Below are 18,406 nucleotides of genomic sequence, written 5' to 3'. Positions count from 1 at the left end.
TTTACGTTCGGGGTACCACATTTTTCGAAGGAGATCTTCCATGGCTGAAGCCGTCATCGTCGAGGCTGTCCGCTCACCCGTCGGCAAGCGCAACGGTGGCCTGTCGGGCGTGCATCCTGCCGATCTGTCCGCGCAGGTGCTCAACGGCCTCGTCCAGCGGGCCGGCGTCGACCCGGCGCTGGTCGACGACGTCATTTGGGGCTGCGTCATGCAGGCCGGTGAGCAGGCGCTCGACATCGGGCGCACCGCGCTGCTGACGGCAGGCTGGCCCGAGACCGTGCCGGGCGTGACCGTCGACCGTCAGTGCGGGTCCAGCCAGCAGTCGGTGCACTTCGCCGCCGCCGGGGTGGTGGCCGGGCACTACGACGTCGTCGTCGCCGGTGGCGTCGAGTCGATGTCGCGCACGCCGATGGGTTCGTCGCTCGCCAACGGCGGAAATCCGTACCCGGGTGCCTTCAAGGACCGCTACAGCCAGACCCCCAACCAGGGCCTCGGCGCCGAGATGATCGCCGAGCAGTGGGGCCTGTCGCGCACCCAACTCGACCAATTCTCCCTCGACTCGCATGAAAAGGCCGGGGCCGCACAGGATGCCGGCGCCTTCGACGACCAGATCGTCGCCATCAAGGATGCCGAGGGCAACACCGTCCTGAAGGACGAGGGCATCCGTCGCGGCACCACGCTGGAGAAGATGGGCCAGCTCAAGCCGGCGTTCAAGGAGGACGGCGTGATCCACGCCGGCAACTCGTCGCAGATCTCCGACGGTTCGGCCGCGCTGCTGTTCATGTCGGCCGAGAAGGCCAAGGAACTCGGCCTCAAGCCGCTGGCCAAGGTGCACACCGCGGTCCTGGCCGGTGCCGACCCGGTGATCATGCTGACCGCGCCGATCCCGGCGACGCAGAAGGCGCTCAAGCGGTCGGGCCTGTCGCTCGACCAGATCGGCGCCTTCGAGGTCAACGAGGCGTTCGCGCCGGTGCCGATGGCCTGGCTGAAGGACATCGGTGCCGACGAGAAGAAGCTCAACCCCAACGGCGGCGCCATCGCGTTGGGTCACCCGCTGGGTGGGTCCGGCGCCCGCATCATGACCACGCTGCTGTATCACATGCGCGACAACGGAATCCAGTACGGTCTGCAGACCATGTGCGAAGGCGGCGGCCAGGCCAACGCCACTATCCTGGAACTGCTGTGACGCAGGACAGTCCCGGCGCTCTGGTCGAGCGCCGGGGCAACGTCATGGTCATCACGATCAACCGGCCCGAGGCGCGCAACGCGATCAACTCGGCGGTCAGTATCGCGCTCGGGGACGCGCTCGAGGAAGCGCAGCAGGATCCTGAGGTGTGGGTGGTGGTGGTCACCGGCTCCGGTGACAAGTCCTTCTGTGCGGGAGCCGATCTCAAGGCGCTGTCCCGGGGCGAAAACATCGGGCACCCCGACCAGCCCAAGTGGGGCTTCGCCGGCTACGTCCGGCACTTCATCGACAAGCCGACCATCGCCGCGGTCAACGGCACCGCACTCGGCGGCGGCACCGAACTGGCGCTCGCCAGTGACCTGGTCGTCGCCGGCGAGAGCGCGAAATTCGGCCTGCCCGAGGTGAAGCGGGGTCTGATCGCTGCCGCCGGCGGGGTTTTCCGCCTGGTCGACCAGGTGCCGCGCAAGGTGGCACTGCAGATGATGTTCACCGGTGAACCCATCACTGCCGACGACGCGCTGAAGTGGGGCCTGATCAACGAGGTCGTCCCTGACGGAACGGAGTTGGAGGCCGCGCTGGCGCTGGCGCAGCGCATCACCGTCAACGCCCCGCTGGCCGTTCAGGCCAGCAAGCGCGTCGCGGTGGGTGCCGACGACGCCGTCGTCGCTGCCGACGAACCCGGGTGGAAACGCACGATGCGCGAGGTGGCGGTGGTCTTCAACTCCGAGGACGCCAAAGAAGGGCCGTTGGCATTCGCGCAGAAGCGCGAGCCGGTCTGGAAAGCCAAGTAGGCGCAGTAAGCCTTACAAGCGAAGGAAACTCATGAAGCGAACCATCTACGAGGCCGAGCACGAGGCGTTCCGCGACACCGTCCGGGGCTACATCGACAGCGAGCTGGTGCCCAACGCCGAGAAGTGGGAGGCCGACCGCATCGTCGACCGGTCAGCCTACGTGGCCGCAGGCAAGCACGGGCTCATCGGATTCAACATGCCCGAGGAGTACGGCGGTGGCGGCACCGACGACTTCCGGTTCAACGCGATCATCGACGAGGAGATCGCCAAGTCAGGCGTTCCGGCACCGGCGCTGAGCCTGCACAACGACGTCGTCGGCCCGTACTTCAAGGACCTGTCCAACGACGAGCAGAAGCAGCGCTGGCTGCCGGGTATCGCCAGCGGCGAGACCATCATCGCGATCGCGATGACCGAACCCGGTGCGGGCAGCGATCTGGCCGGTATCCGCACCTCGGCCGTGCGCGACGGCGACGACTGGATTGTCAACGGCTCCAAGACGTTCATCTCGTCGGGCATCAACAGCGACCTCGTCGTCGTGGTGGCGCGCACCGACCCCGAGGCCGGGCACAAGGGCTTCACGCTGCTGGTGGTCGAGCGCGACATGCCTGGCTTCACCAGGGGGCGCAAGCTCGAGAAGATGGGCCTGCACGCCCAGGACACCTCCGAGCTGCATTTCGAGAACGTGCGGGTGCCGGGCGCCAACGTGCTGGGCAAGGAGGGCCGCGGCTTCTACCACCTGATGCAGAACCTGCCGTCGGAGCGGTTGTCGATCGCGATCTCCGCGATCGCCGGGGCTCGCGAAACCTGGCGTCAGACAGTGCAATACGCCAAGGATCGTAAGGCATTCGGCCAGCCGATCGGCAGCTTCCAGCACAACCGGTTCCTGCTGGCCGAGATGGACACCGAGCTCGAGGTCACCGAGACCTACCTCGACCGCTGCCTGCAGGGCGTCGTCGACGGTGAACTCACCGCCGTGGAGGCGGCCAAGGCCAAGTGGTGGGGCACCGAGGTCGCCAAGAAGGTCGTCGACCAGTGCGTGCAGTTGCACGGCGGCTACGGCTACATGATGGAGTACCGGGTCGCCCGCGACTACGTCGACGGACGCATCCAGACCATCTTCGGCGGCACCACCGAGATCATGAAGGAGATCATCGGCCGGGACCTGGGCCTCTAGCCGGACGATTCCACAGCGAACGGGGCGCGCACAGCAATGCTGTGCGCGCCCCGTCCTTGCTGAGTTCTGCCGGCCCGCTGAGTTACTACGGCGCCTCGGCGGCCGGGGTCGGCGTCGGAGCGCTCTCCGCCGGCAGCGGAGTCGACGGAGCCGTCGTCTCCGTCGTCTCGGTCGAGGTCGTCTCGGTCGAGGTGGACTCGCTCGACGTGGTCGGCTCCGGGGTGATCGGCGCCGGAGCGTCGGCCGGGTTCAGCACCTGGTCGATGATGTAGATGCGGGCGTTCTGCGCCGTGATGCCGCCGCACTCCACCTTGGTCGTCTCGTTGACCGCGATGTCGCCGCCGGAGCCGGTCACCTCGACCTCGGTGCCCTCCTGCGTGGGGCGCTGGCCCTTGACGTCGTCGGGACCCAGCAGGCCCAGGAACGCGTGGTAGTACACCAGGCTGGTCAACACGGCCGGATCGGTGCGCAGGACCTCGAGCTGCTCGGGAGGCAGGGCCGCGAACGCCTCGTTGGTGGGGGCGAACACCACGTACGGGCCGTTGTCGAGCACGCCGGTGATGTCGACCGCCGGGTTCAGCCCGCCGGAGATGGCGGAGTTGAAGGTGCTGATCTGCGGGATGCTGGCCAGCGCGCTGCTGACCGGCAGGTTCGCCAGGCTCTTCCAGTTGGGCAGCGCTTCCTTGAAGGCACCGCACTCGGGGCCCTGAGGATCGGGGATCTCCGCGACCGGGGTGGTCGGCTCGGCGTAGGCGGTGACAGCCAGCGGAACCGACAGCGCGATCGCGGCGGCGCTCGCTACGACACCGATGGTCTTGCTGGTGCGGGACTTCACGATTCTGTTCCTCCTGCTTGTCAGGTCGCCTGGCATGGTAAGGGCACGAAATGATCACGGCCAAGTCGAGGCAGCGCCGCAGAACGCGGTAGCGGTCCGTGTTCAGCACGTTGACCTGCGTGTTCCACCGGTCGAGGGTGCGACAGCTCCGTCGCACCTCCTTGTTCATCGCGCCGCGGACACGGCGGCGTTACCGACGGCTGTTCTCAGCCGTCCACGCGAAACTCAGACCGTCGAGCCCAGACTCGGGCGGCCCGAGATGCAGATCTGTTCCGAGAGCTCCCACAGTTCCAACGCGCGGGCTTCGTCCACCGCGTACGGGGCGGCCGCGGCGATCTGGCAGTCCGACAGGTACACCCCCCCGACGTCGTCGAGGTCGCTGCTGACGGCGGCCCACACCTGGGTCGTGGCCCCGTGGTCGGGGGTGGTGAAGTCCTTCGTCACATCCAGGCGCCGCGCCGGCTTGTCCCGGCCGGTTCGGGGCGCCCGGTTGAGGCTCTCGAAATCCTCGGCGGTCATGTGCCGGGCCAGCGACGTCGCGACGATGCCCGGATGCACCGCGAAGGCCCGCACCCCGCTGTCGCGCAACCGGCGGTCCAGCTCGACCGCGTGCAGCACGTTGGCGGTCTTGGAGGCGCCGTAGGCGGCGAACTTGTCGTACGGACGGTGTTCCCAGTGCAGGTCGGTGACGTCGACGTCACCCATGCGGTGTCCCTCCGAGGACAGCACGACCACCCGGGCGCCGTCGGCGGCCAGCAGCACCGGCAACAGCGCGCGGGTCAGCTCGAAGTGACCCAGGTGGTTGGTGCCGAACTGGGTTTCGAAGCCGTCGACGGTGCGCCCGAACGGGGTGAACATCACCCCGGCGTTGTTCATCAGGACGTGCACCGCGGGGGTGAGGTCCTGGATCGCCGCGGCTGCCGCGGTCACCGACGCCAACGAGGTCAGATCGAGGTGCACGCTGGACAGCTCGGCGGCGGGAACCGACGTGCGCACCCAGGTCAGGGTGTCGGCGACGTCGTCGGCGTTGCGCGCAGCCAGGATCACGTGCGCCCCGGCGGCGGCCAGCGCCCGTGTCGACTCGCGTCCGAGACCGGACGACGCCCCGGTCACCACACAGGTCTTGCCGGTGAGGTCGACACCGTCGACCACCTCAAGAGCGGTCGCTGTTGAAGTCATCAGGCGAGGATCGCACGGACCGTCGGCGGTTCCCCCCGGCGGGGCCGTCCGATCGCCGCCCATACGATGGCGGCCATGCCGCAGCCGCTCATCCTGTCCGTCGCCGGACGCCGCCCCCAGCTGGACCCCGAGAGCTGGGCGGCCCCCAACGCCACTCTCGTGGGCCACGTGATCCTCGGGGCCCGGGCCAGCGCCTGGTACGGCGCGATCCTGCGGGCCGAGGCCGAACCCATCGAGATCGGCGCCGGCAGCAACATCCAGGACGGGGTCACCATTCACGTCGACCCCGGATTCCCGGCCCGCGTCGGGTCCGGAGTCAGCGTCGGACACAACGCGGTGCTGCACGGCTGCACCGTCGAGGACGACTGCCTGATCGGGATGGGCGCCGTCGTCCTCAACGGTGCGACGATCGGCGCCGGATCGCTGGTGGCGGCGGGAGCCGTCGTGCCCCAGGGCGCGGTGGTGCCGCCCGGTTCGATGGTCGCCGGGGTGCCCGGCAAGGTCCGGCGCGAACTCGGCGACGACGAGATCGCCGGAATCCGGACCAATGCGGAGCTCTACCAAAAGCTGGTCGAGCTCCACCGTGACGCGGATGACACCTGATCCGACGTAGGTCACACCCGGGTTCTGTTCTGAGGGGTTCGGGTACAGCCGTACCGTGAAAGCTGTGCGCACCTTGGTCACCGGCGCCACCGGGTACATCGGCTCCCGTCTCGTCACGGCGTTGCTCAGCGACGGCCATGACGTGGTCGCCGCCAGTCGCAACACCGACCGGCTCGCCGACTTCGGTTGGTCCGACCGCGTCTCGACGGTCGCGCTGGACGCCCACGACGAGGACTCCGCCCGGGCCGCGTTCGATCAGGCCGGGCCGATCGACGTCGTCTACTACCTGGTGCACGGCATCGGGCAGCCCGGTTTCCGGGAGGCCGACAACCGGGCCGCCGCGAACGTCGCCACCGCGGCCAAGGCCGCCGGAGTCCGTCGCATCGTCTATCTCGGTGGGTTCGTGCCCGACGACGACTCGCTGTCCGAGCATCTCACCAGCCGCGCCGAGGTGGCGGCCGCGCTGCACGTCGACGGCGGACCCGACGTGGTGTGGCTCGGCGCCGCGATCGTCATCGGCGCAGGTTCGACGTCGTTCGAGATGCTGCGCTACGTCGCCGACCGGTTCCTGCTGCTGCCCATGCCCGACTGGTCGGCCAACCCCATCGACCCGATCTCGGTGCGCGACGCGCTCTACTACCTGGTCGCCGCGGCCGACGCCGACACCGTGCCCGCCGGGAACTACGACATCTGCGGGCCCGAGACCACGACCTACGGGGACCTGCTGCGGACCTACGCGAAGGCTGCCGGCATCTGGCGCACCCCGGTGGCGGTGCACGGCATCGACACCGGGCTGGTCTCGAAGGTGACCGGCATCATCCTGCCCGTGCCCGGCGGCCTGGCCGGTGACCTCGTGGAGTCCCTCGACTACCCGATGATGGCCTCCGAGGACGGTCTGCTCGAACGGGTGCCCGATCCGCCCGGCGGGCGGATCGGCGTCGAGGACGCCATCCGGCGGTCGGTGACGAGCCCGCGCCGGCGTCCAATCGACGAGCTGGCCGACCCGCACCACCTCGCCGACACCGATCCCGACTGGGCCGGCGGCGACGCGTTGCGGCTGCGGCGCCTGGCCTGTGCGGTGACGCCGTCGCTGGTGCACCCGGTCCTCGGGTTGATCGACGAGATCCCCGGCCCCGTCGCCGCGGCCGTGCGCACCGGCGTGGACACGATGCTCGGGCTGGTACCGAAGGTCGGGCCGGCGTGACCCAGGACGACCGCTCCGGACTGCCCGGCGAGCTGTACGACATCGCCCGCACGAAGGCGCCCCAGTACAACGAGCCTCCGGCGGTGATCAGGCGCCGCAAGATCATGGTCGGAGTCGTCCTGCTCGTCGGCGGATCGCTGCTGGGGTATTCGCTGAGCCGTCCACCCGAGGACGCGACATTCATCTGGCTCACGCTGGCCCTGGCCGCCGTGTGGGCCCTCGGCGCGTTCGTCTCGGGCCCGCTGCACCTCGGGCACGTCAACTTCCGCGGCCGCAACCAGCGTCCCCTGATCACCGGTACCGGGGTCGGGCTGGCGCTGGGGGCGGTGTTCGTCGTCGGCGGGCTGGTGTGCCGGCAGATTCCTCCGGTGGCCGACTACATCACCCGGGTGCTGGAGTACTCCAACGTCGGCCCGCTGTGGCTGGTCGTCTTCATCACGGTCGTCAACGGAATGGCCGAAGAGCTGTTCTTCCGCGGGTCACTGTTCACCGCGTTGGCCAAGTACCGGCCCGTGCTGGTCTCCACCGTGCTCTACGTGATCGCCACGGGCGCCGCGACCGGCAACCCGATGCTCGGCTTTGCGGCGATCATCCTGGGCACGGTGTGCGCGCTCGAGCGCCGTGCGACCGGCGGCGTGCTCGCACCGATGCTGACCCACTTCTTCTGGGGCCTGATCATGGTGCTCGCCCTGCCCCCGATGTTCGGGGTGTGAACCGCGATCCCACGGCTAGAACCGCGCCCGGGCCAGGAAACGCTGCAGGGCAGCTGGTTCGCCGTCGACCTGAAGGCCATCGGCCGGGCGGCGACCCCACAGCAGCAGCAACAGATCCGACGCGGTGGCGGTCACGGTGACGTCGGCGCCCAGGCGCCCACGTGTCAGTACGGCCGCGCCGTCCCCGACGCGGATCGTCCAGTCGGTGCCGACATCGGAGGCACACAACCCGACGGTCTGCGCCGGACCGGCCAGGTCGGGTGAGAGGCCGGGCAGAACCTCGTCGAGGAACTCGTCGACCCCGTCGGCGGCGATGCACTGTTCGATCGGCTCTTCGGCCGCGACGGCGGACAGGGCGTCCCAACCATGCACCGCGGTCTCCTGAGCCACTCTGCGACAGATGAATCCCACGTCGTGCCGGCGCCCCCACGTCCAGGCGGGCCGTTCTGGATCCAGACCGGCCAAGGCGTCGACCGCGGTCTCCGCGCCCGTGCGAAACCACGCCAGCAGCTGGTCGTCGGTGGGACGGGCAGGTTCGGTCCACTGCTGCGGCCCGGACAGTTCGCCACGGGCGACCAGCTGCCAGAACAGCTGGACGATGCCCACATGCCAGACCAGATCGGCAACGTGCCAACCGGGGCAGCTGGGCACCGTCGCGGTGAGCCGCCCTTGAGCCGCGACGGCGATGCGGTGGCTGTCGCGTCGCACGGACACGAGGTGATCAACGGGTTTCATGGCTCGGGCATGGTATCGCCGGCGATCGAGGGGGCGACGTCGATGTCACTGCGCTGCCGTCATGTTCGGCGTCTACGTCAGCGGATGGGCGAGCTCGTCGCGCCGCATCTTCGCCGCCCAGACCGCCACCGCCCCCAACACCATCGGCGCCAGCCCCGCCGCCAGGAAGATGGTCTGCATCGAGACGACGGTCGACAGCGGGCCGGCGATCGCGAACGACACAGGCAGGAACGCCAGCGACACGAAGAAGTCCAGACTCGACACCCGGCCCAGCATCGCCGCGGGTACTCGGCGCATGAGCAGCGTCCCCCAGATCACCATGCCGGCGCCGTCGGTGAGCCCGACGACGAACGTGGCCGCAGCCATCGCCGGAAACGACGATGTGACACCGATGATCGCCAGCGGCGCCGAACCGAGGCCCCACGCCGCCATCATCACCGTCAGGTAGCGGCGGGGCAGCGGTCGTGACGACACCGCGACCGCGCCGAGCGCGCTGCCCACCCCGAAGCAGGCCAGGATCAATCCGAAGGCACGCTCGCCGTGCACGAATCGCTCGGACACGACGAACGGCAGCAGCACCTCGATCGGGCCGAGGACGACGAGCACGAACACGCTGGCGAACAGCAGCGTCCACAACAGCCACGGGGTGCCCACCACGAAGCTGAACCCGTCCCGCAGATCGCGCAGCAGATGCGGTCGATCCTGTTCTGCGACAACGGCTCGCAGGCTCGGTCGGGTCGCCACCAACAGTGCCAGACCCGCACCGAACAGAACCGCCACAGCCACCGCGCCCAGCGCCGGGAACGTCGCACCCACCAGCAGGCCGGCGACGGCCGGCCCGACAGCGCGCTGGAACACCGGCCGCACCACCCCTTCGACACCGTTGGCGGCCAGCAGGTGATCGGCCGGCAGGATCCGGGGCAGCAGTGCACTGTAGGCGGGGAAGAAGAACGCCGCGGCCACGCCGAGAGCGCCGGCGGCCACCGCCATGTGCCAGATCTGCAGTGTGCCAGTACTTCCCAGCACAGCAACGGCGGTGGCGATCACGGTGTTGACCGCTTCGACCACGATGATGATCGTGCGTTGGTTGAACCGGTCGGCGGCCAGTCCGCCCACCAGCACGAAGGCGACCAGCCCGGTGCCCAGGCACGTGGCGACCAGCGACAGTGACCTCGGATCGTCGTCCAGCGCGATCACCTGGAAGGCCATCACCACCGCCCACATGCCCTCGGCGAAGATCGACAGCGTCACCGCGGCCATCAGCAGCCGGTACTCGCGGAACCTGAAGGGTGCGACCACCCGCCAGCCGGCGGCGTGCGCCGGCTGTTGAACCGTCTCGGGTGTGTTCACGCCCTCGATGGTGACCGACGAGCGGTGTTGCCGTCGAGCGATTTTCGGGCGCTTGGCTGTCGTTCAGACTGCACCGGTGGCGGGGTCTACTCGCAAAACCTCGCGCGCAGCGCAGTCTCAACGAGGGTGGGTCAGCGGTCGGTGAACTTCGCCGCCCGGCGCTGCTGGAACGCCCGGGTGCCCTCGCGGAAATCGTCGGATTCCAGCAGCGTCAGCTGTCCCTTCTTCTCCCGCTCGAGCGCGTTCTCCAGTTCGGTCAGCGTCGCGGCATTGATCGCGTCCTTGGTCTTGCGCAGCGCCGCCGCGGGCCCGCCGACCAGCGTGTCGATCACCTTGTCGACCTCCGCGTCGAGGTCCGCAGCCGGATGCACCGCGCTGACCAGACCCCACTCGAAGGCTTCCGGCGCCGGAATGCGTTCGGCGAGCAGGGCCATCCGCATCGCCCGGGTGCGGCCGACCGCGGCGGCGATCAGCGCCGACGCGCCGCCGTCGGGCATCAACCCGATTTTGGTGAACGCGAGCATGAAGAACGCGTTGTCCGAGGCCAGTACCACGTCACAGGCCAGTGCCAGCGAGACGCCCACCCCGGCGGCGGGGCCCTGCACCACCGAGACGGCCGGCTGAGGCAGATTGACGATCGCGCGGATGCAGCGGTTGGCCGCGTCGAGTACGTCGGCGGGTGTCCCCGCCGCGCCGGGATTGGCGTGGTCCTCTTCGCTGATGCCCGCCCCGGAGGAGAAGCCGCGGCCGGCGCCGCCGATGCGCACGACCCGCACCCGCGGGTCGGTGGCGGCCTTCTCCAGGGCGTCGGCGAACGTGGCGAGCATCGGGGCGGTCAGGGAGTTCAGGCTGCCGGGCCGGTTGAGCGTCACGACCAGCACGCCACCGTCCAGCGTCACGGTGAGGTCGTCGATGCCGGCGTAGGTACCGGTGAATGCGTCGGTGGAGGTCATGCGGCATCCCTGCTGTCGTGGGGGCCGTCTCGAGCTGATGCCCCGCGGCCAGTCCGACTTGGTTATACAAGTAAGCTATGTCGGCGGTCAACCGAGCAGGCGCAACGAAGGGCGGTTAGGCATGACTGGACCCCAGCAGGGAGCTCCGACAGGACCTCTGGACGGACTACGTGTCGTAGAGCTGGCCGGCATCGGCCCGGGCCCGCATGCGGCCATGATCCTCGGCGACCTGGGCGCCGACGTGGTGCGCATCGAGCGTCCCGGCAAGGGCGCCGGCCCGGCCACCAAACCCGGCGGCGACTATCTGTTGCGCAACCGGCGTTCGGTGGCGGCCAACCTGAAGGATGAGCAGGACCGCGACATGGTGCTCGGTCTGATCGCCAAGGCCGACGTGCTGATCGAAGGCTTCCGGCCCGGCGTCACCGAACGGCTCGGGCTGGGCCCCGAGGACTGTGCCCGGGTCAACGAACGGCTGATCTATGCCCGGATGACCGGCTGGGGTCAGGACGGGCCCCGTGCCCAGCAGGCCGGTCACGACATCAACTACATCTCGCTCAACGGCACGCTGCACGCGATCGGCCGGGCCGGTGAGCGACCCGTCCCGCCGCTGAACCTGGTGGGGGACTTCGGCGGTGGGTCGATGTTCCTGATCGTCGGGGTTCTCTCGGCGCTGTGGGAACGGGAACGCTCGGGCAAGGGCCAGGTGGTCGACGCCGCGATGGTCGACGGCTCGAGTGTGTTGTCGATGATGATGTGGGCGTTCCGCGGAATGGGGATGTGGAGCGACGAGCGGGGCGTGAACATGCTCGACACCGGCGCCCCGTACTACGACACCTACACCTGTGCCGACGGACGGCATGTCGCGGTGGGTGCGATCGAACCGCAGTTCTACGCCCAGCTGCTGCAGGGGCTGGGGCTGGACGGCGCGGAGCTGCCCGAGCAGAACGACATGGGTCGCTGGCCGGAGCTGCGGGCCCGTCTCACCGAGGCGTTCGCCGCCCACGATCGTGATCACTGGGCCGAGGTGTTCTCCGGCACCGACGCGTGCGTGACGCCGGTGCTGTCGTTCGCCGAGGTGGAGTCCGAGCCGCACAACACCGAACGCGACACGTTCTACCGCGAGAACGGCTATCTCTATCCGGCGCCCGCTCCGCGGTTCTCGCGCTCCGTCCCGTCGGCGCCCAAGCCGCCGGGGGTTCCCGGTGCCGACACCGAAGCTGTTCTGCGGGAATGGGTTTGACGTCCGCATAGGACCGGTCAAGTAACAGAAAGGAACCGATCTGTGGAGATCAAGGACGCCGTAGCAGTCGTCACCGGAGGTGCCTCCGGGCTCGGTCTGGCGACCACCAAACGCCTGCTGGATCGCGGCGCATCCGTCGTCGTGATCGACCTCAAAGGTGAGGACGCGGTCAAGGAGCTGGGTGCGCGCGCCAAGTTCGTCGAAGCCAACGTCACCGACCCCGAGCAGGTCAGCGCAGCGCTCGACGCCGCCGAGGAGATGGGCCCGCTGCGCATCGACGTCAACTGCGCCGGCATCGGCAACGCCATCAAGACGCTGAGCAAGGACGGCCCGTTCCCGCTGGACGGTTTCACCAAGGTCATCCAGGTCAACCTGATCGGCACGTTCAACGTGATCCGGCTGGCCGCCGAACGCATGGCCAAGACCGAGCCGATCAACGGCGAGCGCGGGGTCATCATCAACACCGCCTCGGTGGCCGCGTTCGAGGGTCAGATCGGTCAGGCCGCCTACTCCGCGTCCAAGGGCGGCGTCGTCGGCATGACGCTGCCGATCGCGCGCGATCTGTCCCGCGAGCTGATCCGGGTGTGCACCATCGCCCCCGGTCTGTTCAAGACCCCGCTGCTGGGTTCGCTGCCCGAGGAGGCGCAGGCCTCGCTGGGCAAGCAGGTTCCGCACCCGGCCCGCCTCGGCGATCCCGACGAGTACGGCGCGCTGGCCACGCACATCGTGGAGAACCCGATGCTCAACGGTGAGACGATCCGCCTCGACGGCGCGATCCGGATGGCGCCGCGATGAGCATCAGGACGAAGTTCACCGAGACGTTCGGCGTCGAGCACCCCATCGCCCAGGGCGGCATGCAGTGGGTGGGGCGCGCCGAGCTCGTCGCCGCGGTGGCCAACGCGGGCGCGCTGGGTTTCATCACGGCGCTGACCCAGCCCACGCCGGCAGACCTCGCCAACGAGATCGCCAGGACGCGTGACCTCACCGACAAGCCGTTCGGGGTCAATCTGACCATCCTGCCGGCGATCAACCCTCCGCCCTACGACGAATACCGGCAGGTGATCGTCGACGCCGGTATCAAGATCGTCGAGACCGCCGGCTCGAACCCCGCGCCGCACCTGCCGATGTTCCACGACAACGGCATCAAGGTGCTGCACAAGTGCACGTCGGTGCGGCACGCGGTCAAGGCGCAGTCACTCGGGGTGGACGGCATCAGCATCGACGGGTTCGAATGCGCCGGGCATCCCGGCGAGGACGACATCCCCGGCCTTGTCCTGATCCCCGCCGCGGCCGACAAGATCGAGATCCCGATGATCGCCTCCGGTGGGTTCGCCGACGCTCGCGGTCTGGTCGCGGCGCTGGCCCTGGGCGCCGACGGCATCAACATGGGGTCGCGGTTCATGTGCACTGTCGAGTCGTGCATTCACCAGAACGTCAAAGAGGCGATCGTCGCGGGTGACGAGCGGGGTACGGAGCTGATCTTCCGCAGCCTGCACAACACGGCGCGGGTGGCGTCGAACGTGGTGTCGCGGGAAGTGGTCGACATCCTCAAAAACGGCGGTCAGTTCGAGGACGTCAAGGATCTGGTGGCCGGCGTGCGCGGCCGGAGGGTGTTCGACGAGGGCGACACCGACGCCGGCATCTGGACGGTCGGTACGGCGATGGGTCTGATCAACGACATCCCGACGGTGCACGAGCTGGTGTCCCGGATGGTCACCGAGGCCGAGGGGCTGATCACCGGCCGGCTCGCCGGCATGGTGGCCACCTCAGCGCAGTCGGCGACGGTCTGAGCTCACCTCAGCGGCAAACCGCATCAACGAGGAACGCGCGCCCCGCGGGGCGCGCGTTTTCTCATACTGCGGTAGGGAGGGTGATCTCGTCGTCGAGCTGCTCCGAGGTCTCGCCCTCGACCAGGACATCTCCGTGGTAGAGCGCGTCGAAGTCAACCTTGATGACATCAGCGTTGGTGTCGTCGATCCACATGTACTGAACAGTAACCAGCGCGATTAAGGATTCTTTGAGTCACGATTCGGAGTTTGGTGGCAATCCTTACCGCTGGGTAGGGTCCGCGGTCTACCGGCCGGTAGCAATCAGGACGACGGCGGCGTGAGGTGGATCGGGTTCACCCCGTAGAGCGCGACCCACGTCACCACCGCGGCGATCACCGCAAGCCCCACCAGCCCCAGGCGTACCGGCATCGACCAGGTGATGCGGGCCAGCGGTCCAGCGTCGACCGAGAACTGGCCGGCACCGGCGAACAACAGCGCCGCCGCGCCGACGCCGATCAGGAACGGCAGGTTGAACGGCTCGGACCAGAAGGCCGCGGCCGAGACGTTGACGGCCCACGCGCACAACATCGCGCTGAGCACCGCGCACGCTGCCAGCGGGGTCAGTGCCCCCAGCAGCAGACCGATCCCGCCGAGCGTCTCGGCGGCGGTGACCATGAACGCGGCCAGCCCCGGAAGGCGCCAGCCCGCGTCGGCCATGAAGCCGACGGTGGTGGAGAAGTCGAGGGCCTTGATCAGTCCGGCCTGCAACGCCGCCGCCCCGATGCCCAGTCGAAGGATGGCCAATCCCACGGAGCCGCCGACGCCCGCGCAGGGCGCGGGTGCGGTGAGGTCTGTCGCCATGACCGACGAGCTTAGGGCGGTGGAACCGCCTCGGGTGGAGTCGTGGTTCATGCAGGACTCGACTTCGCGGAGCCCGGAAAGTCATCGCGCGGCGGTGAACCCTCCCGTTGACCGGCCAACTTAACGTTGATAACTTAGCGCCGGTAACCTGCGTCGGTAACCAAAGGGGGACCCCGATGTTGCAGCGCATCGCACTGTTGGCCATCGCGGCGCCGCGCCGCATCCTCGTCGTCGCCCTGCTGGTGATGGTGGCCTGCGGGATCTTCGGAGTGCCGGTTGCCGGCACGCTGTCCGCCGGTGGATTTCAGGACCCGACCTCTGAATCGGCGAAGGCCACCCGGCTGTTGGTCGACGAATTCGATCAGGGCGACATGGAGCTCATCATCAGCGTCACCGACGAAGACGGGGTGCGGGCCCCCGCGGCGCGCGCGGTCGGCACCGACATCGCCGACCGGCTCGCGCAGTCGCCGCACGTCGGTGCCGTCACCTCGGCGTGGAGTGCGCCACCGGCCGCCGCCCCGGCTCTGGTCAGCGAGGACGGCAAGACCGGACTGATCGTCGCCGGAATCACCGGCGGGGAAAGCGAAGCGCAGAAGCACGCCAAAGCCCTCACCGACGAATTGGTCCACGACCGCGACGGGGTGACGGTGCAGGCCGGCGGCGTCGCCATGACCTACGTCCAGATCAACGCCCAGACCGAGCGCGACCTGTTGCGCATGGAAGCGATCGCGATCCCGCTGAGCTTCGTGGTGCTGGTCTGGGTGTTCGGCGGGCTGCTGGCCGCGGCGCTGCCGCTGGCCGTCGGCGCGTTCGCGATCCTGGGCTCGATGGCGGTGCTGCGGGCGTTCACGATGGTGACCGACGTGTCGATCTTCGCGCTGAACCTGTCGATCGCGATGGGGCTGGCGCTCGCCATCGACTACACGCTGCTCATCATCAGCCGCTACCGCGACGAGTTGGCCGCGGGCGAAGACACCGACACCGCGCTGGTGCGCACCATGGCCACCGCCGGGCGCACGGTGTTGTTCTCGGCGCTGACGGTGGCGTTGTCGCTGATCGCGATGGTGCTGTTCCCGATGTACTTCCTGAAGTCGTTCGCCTACGCCGGAATCGGTGTGGTCGGGTTCGCGGCGTTCGCCGCGATCGTGGTCGCGCCGGCCGCCATTGTGCTGCTGGGCGACCGGTTGGATTCCCTGGACGTGCGCCGGCTCCTCCGGCGCGCGCTGGGCCGGCCCGAACCGGCGCCCAGACCGGTCGAGCGGATGTTCTGGTACCGGTCGACGAAGTTCGTGATGCGCCGGTCGATCCCGATCGGGGTCGCCGTGGTGGCGCTGCTGCTGGTGCTCGGCGCGCCGTTCCTCTGCGCCAACTGGGGGTTCCCGGACGACCGCGTGCTCCCGGAGTCCGCGTCGGCCCGCCAGCTCGGTGATCAGCTGCGTGAGGACTTCGCGGTGGATTCGTCGACGAACGCGACCATCGTGTTGCCCGACACCCAGGGGCTCACCCCCGCCGACCTCGACGGCTATGCCGCCGAGCTGTCCCGGGTGCCTGACGTCTCGTCCGTGTCCGCTCCCGGCGGCACCTTCGTCGACGGGTCCCGAAACGCGCCGCCGGCCGCGGCGACCGGCTTCGCCGACGGCAGCGCGTTCCTGACCGTCGGCAGCACCGCGCCGCTGTTCACCGACGCCTCGGAGACCCAACTGGACCGCCTGCACGCGGTCGCACCGCCCCGAGATGTGCCGGTGCTGGTGACCGGGCTGGCCCAGATCAACCGGGACAGCTCCGAGGCGATCACGTCACGACTGCCCCTGGTGCTCACCGTCATCGCCCTCATCACCTATGTGCTGCTGTTCCTGCTGACCGGAAGCGTCGTGCTGCCGTTGAAAGCGTTGGTGCTCAACGTGCTGTCGCTGACCGCGGCGTTCGGCGCGCTGGTGTGGATCTTCCAGGACGGCCACCTCGGCGCGCTGGGCACCACCCCCACCGGCACGTTGGTGGCCACCATGCCGGTGCTGTTGTTCTGCATCGCGTTCGGGCTGTCGATGGACTACGAGGTGTTCCTGGTCTCGCGTATCCGGGAGTACTGGCTGGCCTCCGGCCACCGACCGGACACCGCCCACCTCGACGCCCACGCCCGCAGCGACGAGAGCGTGGCCCTCGGCTTGGCCCGGACCGGGCGGGTGGTGACCGCCGCGGCGTTGGTGATGTCGATTTCGTTCGCGGCGCTGATCGCCGCCGAGGTGGCGTTCATGCGCATGTTCGGGCTCGGGCTGACCCTGGCGATCCTGGCCGACGCGACGCTGGTGCGGATGTTGCTGGTGCCGGCGTTCATGCATGTGCTGGGCCGATGGAACTGGTGGGCGCCCGCGCCGCTGGTGGCCCTGCACAACCGCGTGGGTCTGAGCGAGGGCGGCGAGGACGACCGGCCGGGTGAACCGGCATCGGCCGGGCGGCACCGCATGCCCACGGGTAAGGGGGTCGGCTGAGGTGAGTGTGCCACCACTGCGGCGTCGCCGCGCCGCCCGCGGTGCCGGCGAGCACCTGCGTGAGGAGATTCTCGACGCCGCAACCGGTCTTCTGCTGGAAACCGGTGACGCCAAAGCGGTCTCGATCCGCTCCGTGGCGCAGCGGGTGGGGGTGACCCCGCCGTCGATCTATCTGCATTTCGCCGACAAGCAGGCGCTGCTGGACGCGGTGTGCAGCCGCTACTTCGAGAAGCTCGACGAACAGATGCAGGCGGTGGACGGTGCGGGTCGGCCGGACGTGCCGATGGTCGAGGTGCTGCGCGCCCAGGGCATGGCCTATGTGCGGTTCGCGTTGGCCAACCCGGAGCTCTACCGGATCGCCACCATGGGCCACGGTCACCCCGGGGGCGAGGTCGATGTGGCACTGACCAGTTCGGCGTTCCTGCACATCCGCGGGTCGATGGAGGCGATGATCGCCGACGGTCTGTATCCGCCCGCAGACCCGACCGCGCTGGCCCTCGAGATGTGGGCGGCTGTGCACGGCGTCGCCGCGCTGGTGATCTCGCGGCCCTACCTACCATGGGGAGACGTCGAGGAGTTCGCCGACCGTGTGCTGCGGTCCCTGTGTCTGGGCCTGGTCGCCACCACCGGGACCACAGCCACCGACTCGGCGGCCGACATGGTGAACTGGTTGAAGGAGGCCGCCGATGAGCGACGCAGTCGATAATCCGTTCTTCGCCCGGTTGTGGACGACCATGTCGAGCCGGGAGCCCGAGTCGTTGCGGCGACTACGCCGGCAGAACCTGGCAGGTCTGTCGGGGCGGGTGCTGGAGGTGGGCGCCGGCACGGGCACGAACTTCGAGTTCTACCCCGCCACGGTCACCGAGGTGGTGGCCGTCGAACCGGAGCGCAGGCTCGCCGTCGTGGCCGAGCGCGCCGGTGCCGCCGCGCCGGTCCCCGTCATCGTCACCGGCCAGACCGTCGAGGAGTTCACCGACGGTCAGACGTTCGACGCCGTGGTGTGCTCGCTGGTTCTGTGTTCAGTGCATGACCCCGAACAGGTTGTCCGGCAACTGTATTCGCTGCTGAGTCCGGGTGGGGAATTGCGCTACCTGGAACATGTCGCCGAAGGCGGGGGACGGGGCAGGCTGCAGAAGTTCGTCGACGCGACCTTCTGGCCCCGGCTGCTGGGCAACTGCCACACTCACCGCGACACCGAGTCGACGATCGCCGCGGCGGGATTGCAGGTCACCGGCGCCCACCGCGAGCGCGTGATGCCCGCGTGGGTGCCGATGCCGGCTGCCGAGTTCGCGATGGGCGTCGCCGTACGGCCGGACTGACCCGCTCG

Annotated in this window: 19 protein-coding genes; 12 read left to right on the top strand and 7 right to left on the bottom strand. The window is 69.0% G+C overall.

Annotated elements, in window-relative coordinates; translation table 11 throughout:
- Positions 1–40: 40 nt before the first annotated feature.
- Genes J3476_RS21295 through J3476_RS21285 form a run of 3 tightly spaced genes read left to right on the top strand, consistent with a single transcriptional unit; the run spans position 41 to position 3,151 of the window.
- The gene (locus tag J3476_RS21295) at positions 41–1,186 is read left to right on the top strand and encodes a thiolase family protein (protein ID WP_207068342.1); all 1,146 of its coding nucleotides are present in this window, start codon (positions 41–43) and stop codon (positions 1,184–1,186) included.
- A complete protein-coding gene (locus tag J3476_RS21290; protein ID WP_207068341.1) occupies positions 1,183–1,977 on the top strand; it encodes a crotonase/enoyl-CoA hydratase family protein in 795 nt (264 codons plus the stop codon). The genes J3476_RS21295 and J3476_RS21290 overlap by 4 nt, the downstream gene beginning before the upstream one ends.
- A 31-nt stretch (positions 1,978–2,008) precedes the next feature.
- A complete protein-coding gene (locus J3476_RS21285; protein WP_207068340.1) occupies positions 2,009–3,151 on the top strand; it encodes an acyl-CoA dehydrogenase family protein in 1,143 nt (380 codons plus the stop codon).
- Between the two features lie 85 nt (positions 3,152–3,236).
- On the opposite strand, the gene J3476_RS21280 is transcribed toward J3476_RS21285, so the two are convergent.
- Complete coding sequence (locus J3476_RS21280; protein WP_207068339.1) at positions 3,237–3,986, bottom strand: fasciclin domain-containing protein; 750 nt, start codon at positions 3,984–3,986, stop codon at positions 3,237–3,239.
- Between the two features lie 225 nt (positions 3,987–4,211).
- Positions 4,212–5,165: an SDR family NAD(P)-dependent oxidoreductase gene (locus J3476_RS21275; protein ID WP_207068338.1), complete on the bottom strand. Its 954-nt coding sequence runs from the start codon at positions 5,163–5,165 to the stop codon at positions 4,212–4,214.
- A gap of 75 nt (positions 5,166–5,240) precedes the next feature.
- Here J3476_RS21275 and J3476_RS21270 point away from each other — a divergent pair, with 75 nt between their 5' ends.
- Genes J3476_RS21270 through J3476_RS21260 form a run of 3 tightly spaced genes read left to right on the top strand, consistent with a single transcriptional unit; the run spans position 5,241 to position 7,685 of the window.
- Positions 5,241–5,768, top strand: a complete 528-nt coding sequence (locus J3476_RS21270; RefSeq protein WP_207068337.1) for a gamma carbonic anhydrase family protein — start codon at positions 5,241–5,243, stop codon at positions 5,766–5,768.
- A 55-nt stretch (positions 5,769–5,823) separates the two neighbouring features.
- The gene (locus J3476_RS21265) at positions 5,824–6,972 is read left to right on the top strand and encodes an NAD(P)H-binding protein (protein WP_207068336.1); all 1,149 of its coding nucleotides are present in this window, start codon (positions 5,824–5,826) and stop codon (positions 6,970–6,972) included.
- The gene (locus tag J3476_RS21260) at positions 6,969–7,685 is read left to right on the top strand and encodes a CPBP family intramembrane glutamic endopeptidase (protein ID WP_286183441.1); all 717 of its coding nucleotides are present in this window, start codon (positions 6,969–6,971) and stop codon (positions 7,683–7,685) included. Before J3476_RS21265 ends, J3476_RS21260 begins: the two co-directional genes overlap by 4 nt.
- Positions 7,686–7,700: 15 nt before the next feature.
- On the opposite strand, the gene J3476_RS21255 is transcribed toward J3476_RS21260, so the two are convergent.
- The 3 genes from J3476_RS21255 to J3476_RS21245 all read right to left on the bottom strand — a co-directional run bounded on the left by J3476_RS21255 (position 7,701) and on the right by J3476_RS21245 (position 10,723).
- A complete protein-coding gene (locus J3476_RS21255) occupies positions 7,701–8,420 on the bottom strand; it encodes a maleylpyruvate isomerase family mycothiol-dependent enzyme (RefSeq protein WP_207068335.1) in 720 nt (239 codons plus the stop codon).
- 72 nt (positions 8,421–8,492) lie between these two features.
- Positions 8,493–9,770 (bottom strand): tetracycline efflux MFS transporter Tet(V), encoded by a 1,278-nt coding sequence (tet(V), locus tag J3476_RS21250; RefSeq protein WP_207068334.1) that lies wholly within the window; start codon positions 9,768–9,770, stop codon positions 8,493–8,495.
- Between the two features lie 131 nt (positions 9,771–9,901).
- Complete coding sequence (locus J3476_RS21245; RefSeq protein WP_207068333.1) at positions 9,902–10,723, bottom strand: enoyl-CoA hydratase; 822 nt, start codon at positions 10,721–10,723, stop codon at positions 9,902–9,904.
- 121 nt (positions 10,724–10,844) lie between these two features.
- Here J3476_RS21245 and J3476_RS21240 point away from each other — a divergent pair, with 121 nt between their 5' ends.
- The 3 genes from J3476_RS21240 to J3476_RS21230 are packed head-to-tail and all read left to right on the top strand — an operon-like array spanning position 10,845 to position 13,753.
- Positions 10,845–11,963, top strand: a complete 1,119-nt coding sequence (locus J3476_RS21240; protein WP_207068332.1) for a CaiB/BaiF CoA-transferase family protein — start codon at positions 10,845–10,847, stop codon at positions 11,961–11,963.
- Positions 11,964–12,005: 42 nt separating this feature from the next.
- The gene (locus J3476_RS21235; RefSeq protein WP_207068331.1) at positions 12,006–12,758 is read left to right on the top strand and encodes a 3-hydroxyacyl-CoA dehydrogenase; all 753 of its coding nucleotides are present in this window, start codon (positions 12,006–12,008) and stop codon (positions 12,756–12,758) included.
- Positions 12,755–13,753: a nitronate monooxygenase family protein gene (locus J3476_RS21230; RefSeq protein WP_207068330.1), complete on the top strand. Its 999-nt coding sequence runs from the start codon at positions 12,755–12,757 to the stop codon at positions 13,751–13,753. The genes J3476_RS21235 and J3476_RS21230 overlap by 4 nt, the downstream gene beginning before the upstream one ends.
- Before the next feature lie 61 nt (positions 13,754–13,814).
- On the opposite strand, the gene J3476_RS28015 is transcribed toward J3476_RS21230, so the two are convergent.
- Together J3476_RS28015 and J3476_RS21225 are read right to left on the bottom strand one after the other, a co-directional pair.
- Positions 13,815–13,946 carry a hypothetical protein gene (locus tag J3476_RS28015; RefSeq protein ID WP_152518257.1) on the bottom strand — a complete coding sequence of 44 codons (132 nt, stop codon included), beginning with the start codon at positions 13,944–13,946 and terminating at the stop codon, positions 13,815–13,817.
- 107 nt (positions 13,947–14,053) lie between these two features.
- Positions 14,054–14,593 (bottom strand): DoxX family protein, encoded by a 540-nt coding sequence (locus J3476_RS21225; protein WP_286183437.1) that lies wholly within the window; start codon positions 14,591–14,593, stop codon positions 14,054–14,056.
- 176 nt (positions 14,594–14,769) lie between these two features.
- Between J3476_RS21225 and J3476_RS21220 the strand changes: the two genes are divergently transcribed.
- Genes J3476_RS21220 through J3476_RS21210 form a run of 3 tightly spaced genes read left to right on the top strand, consistent with a single transcriptional unit; the run spans position 14,770 to position 18,398 of the window.
- On the top strand, positions 14,770–17,079 hold the full coding sequence (locus J3476_RS21220) for an MMPL family transporter (RefSeq protein WP_207068328.1): 2,310 nt from the start codon (positions 14,770–14,772) through the stop codon (positions 17,077–17,079).
- A gap of 1 nt (position 17,080) precedes the next feature.
- Positions 17,081–17,785: a TetR/AcrR family transcriptional regulator gene (locus tag J3476_RS21215; protein ID WP_207068327.1), complete on the top strand. Its 705-nt coding sequence runs from the start codon at positions 17,081–17,083 to the stop codon at positions 17,783–17,785.
- Positions 17,766–18,398 carry a bifunctional 2-polyprenyl-6-hydroxyphenol methylase/3-demethylubiquinol 3-O-methyltransferase UbiG gene (locus J3476_RS21210; protein ID WP_207068326.1) on the top strand — a complete coding sequence of 211 codons (633 nt, stop codon included), beginning with the start codon at positions 17,766–17,768 and terminating at the stop codon, positions 18,396–18,398. Before J3476_RS21215 ends, J3476_RS21210 begins: the two co-directional genes overlap by 20 nt.
- Positions 18,399–18,406: the final 8 nt, after the last annotated feature.

Source organism: Mycobacterium sp. PO1 (assembly GCF_017312405.1).
Classification (GTDB): Bacteria; Actinomycetota; Actinomycetes; order Mycobacteriales; family Mycobacteriaceae; genus Mycobacterium.
The sequence above is the reverse complement of the archived record's forward strand: the minus strand, read 5'-3'. Positions and strand labels throughout refer to the sequence as shown.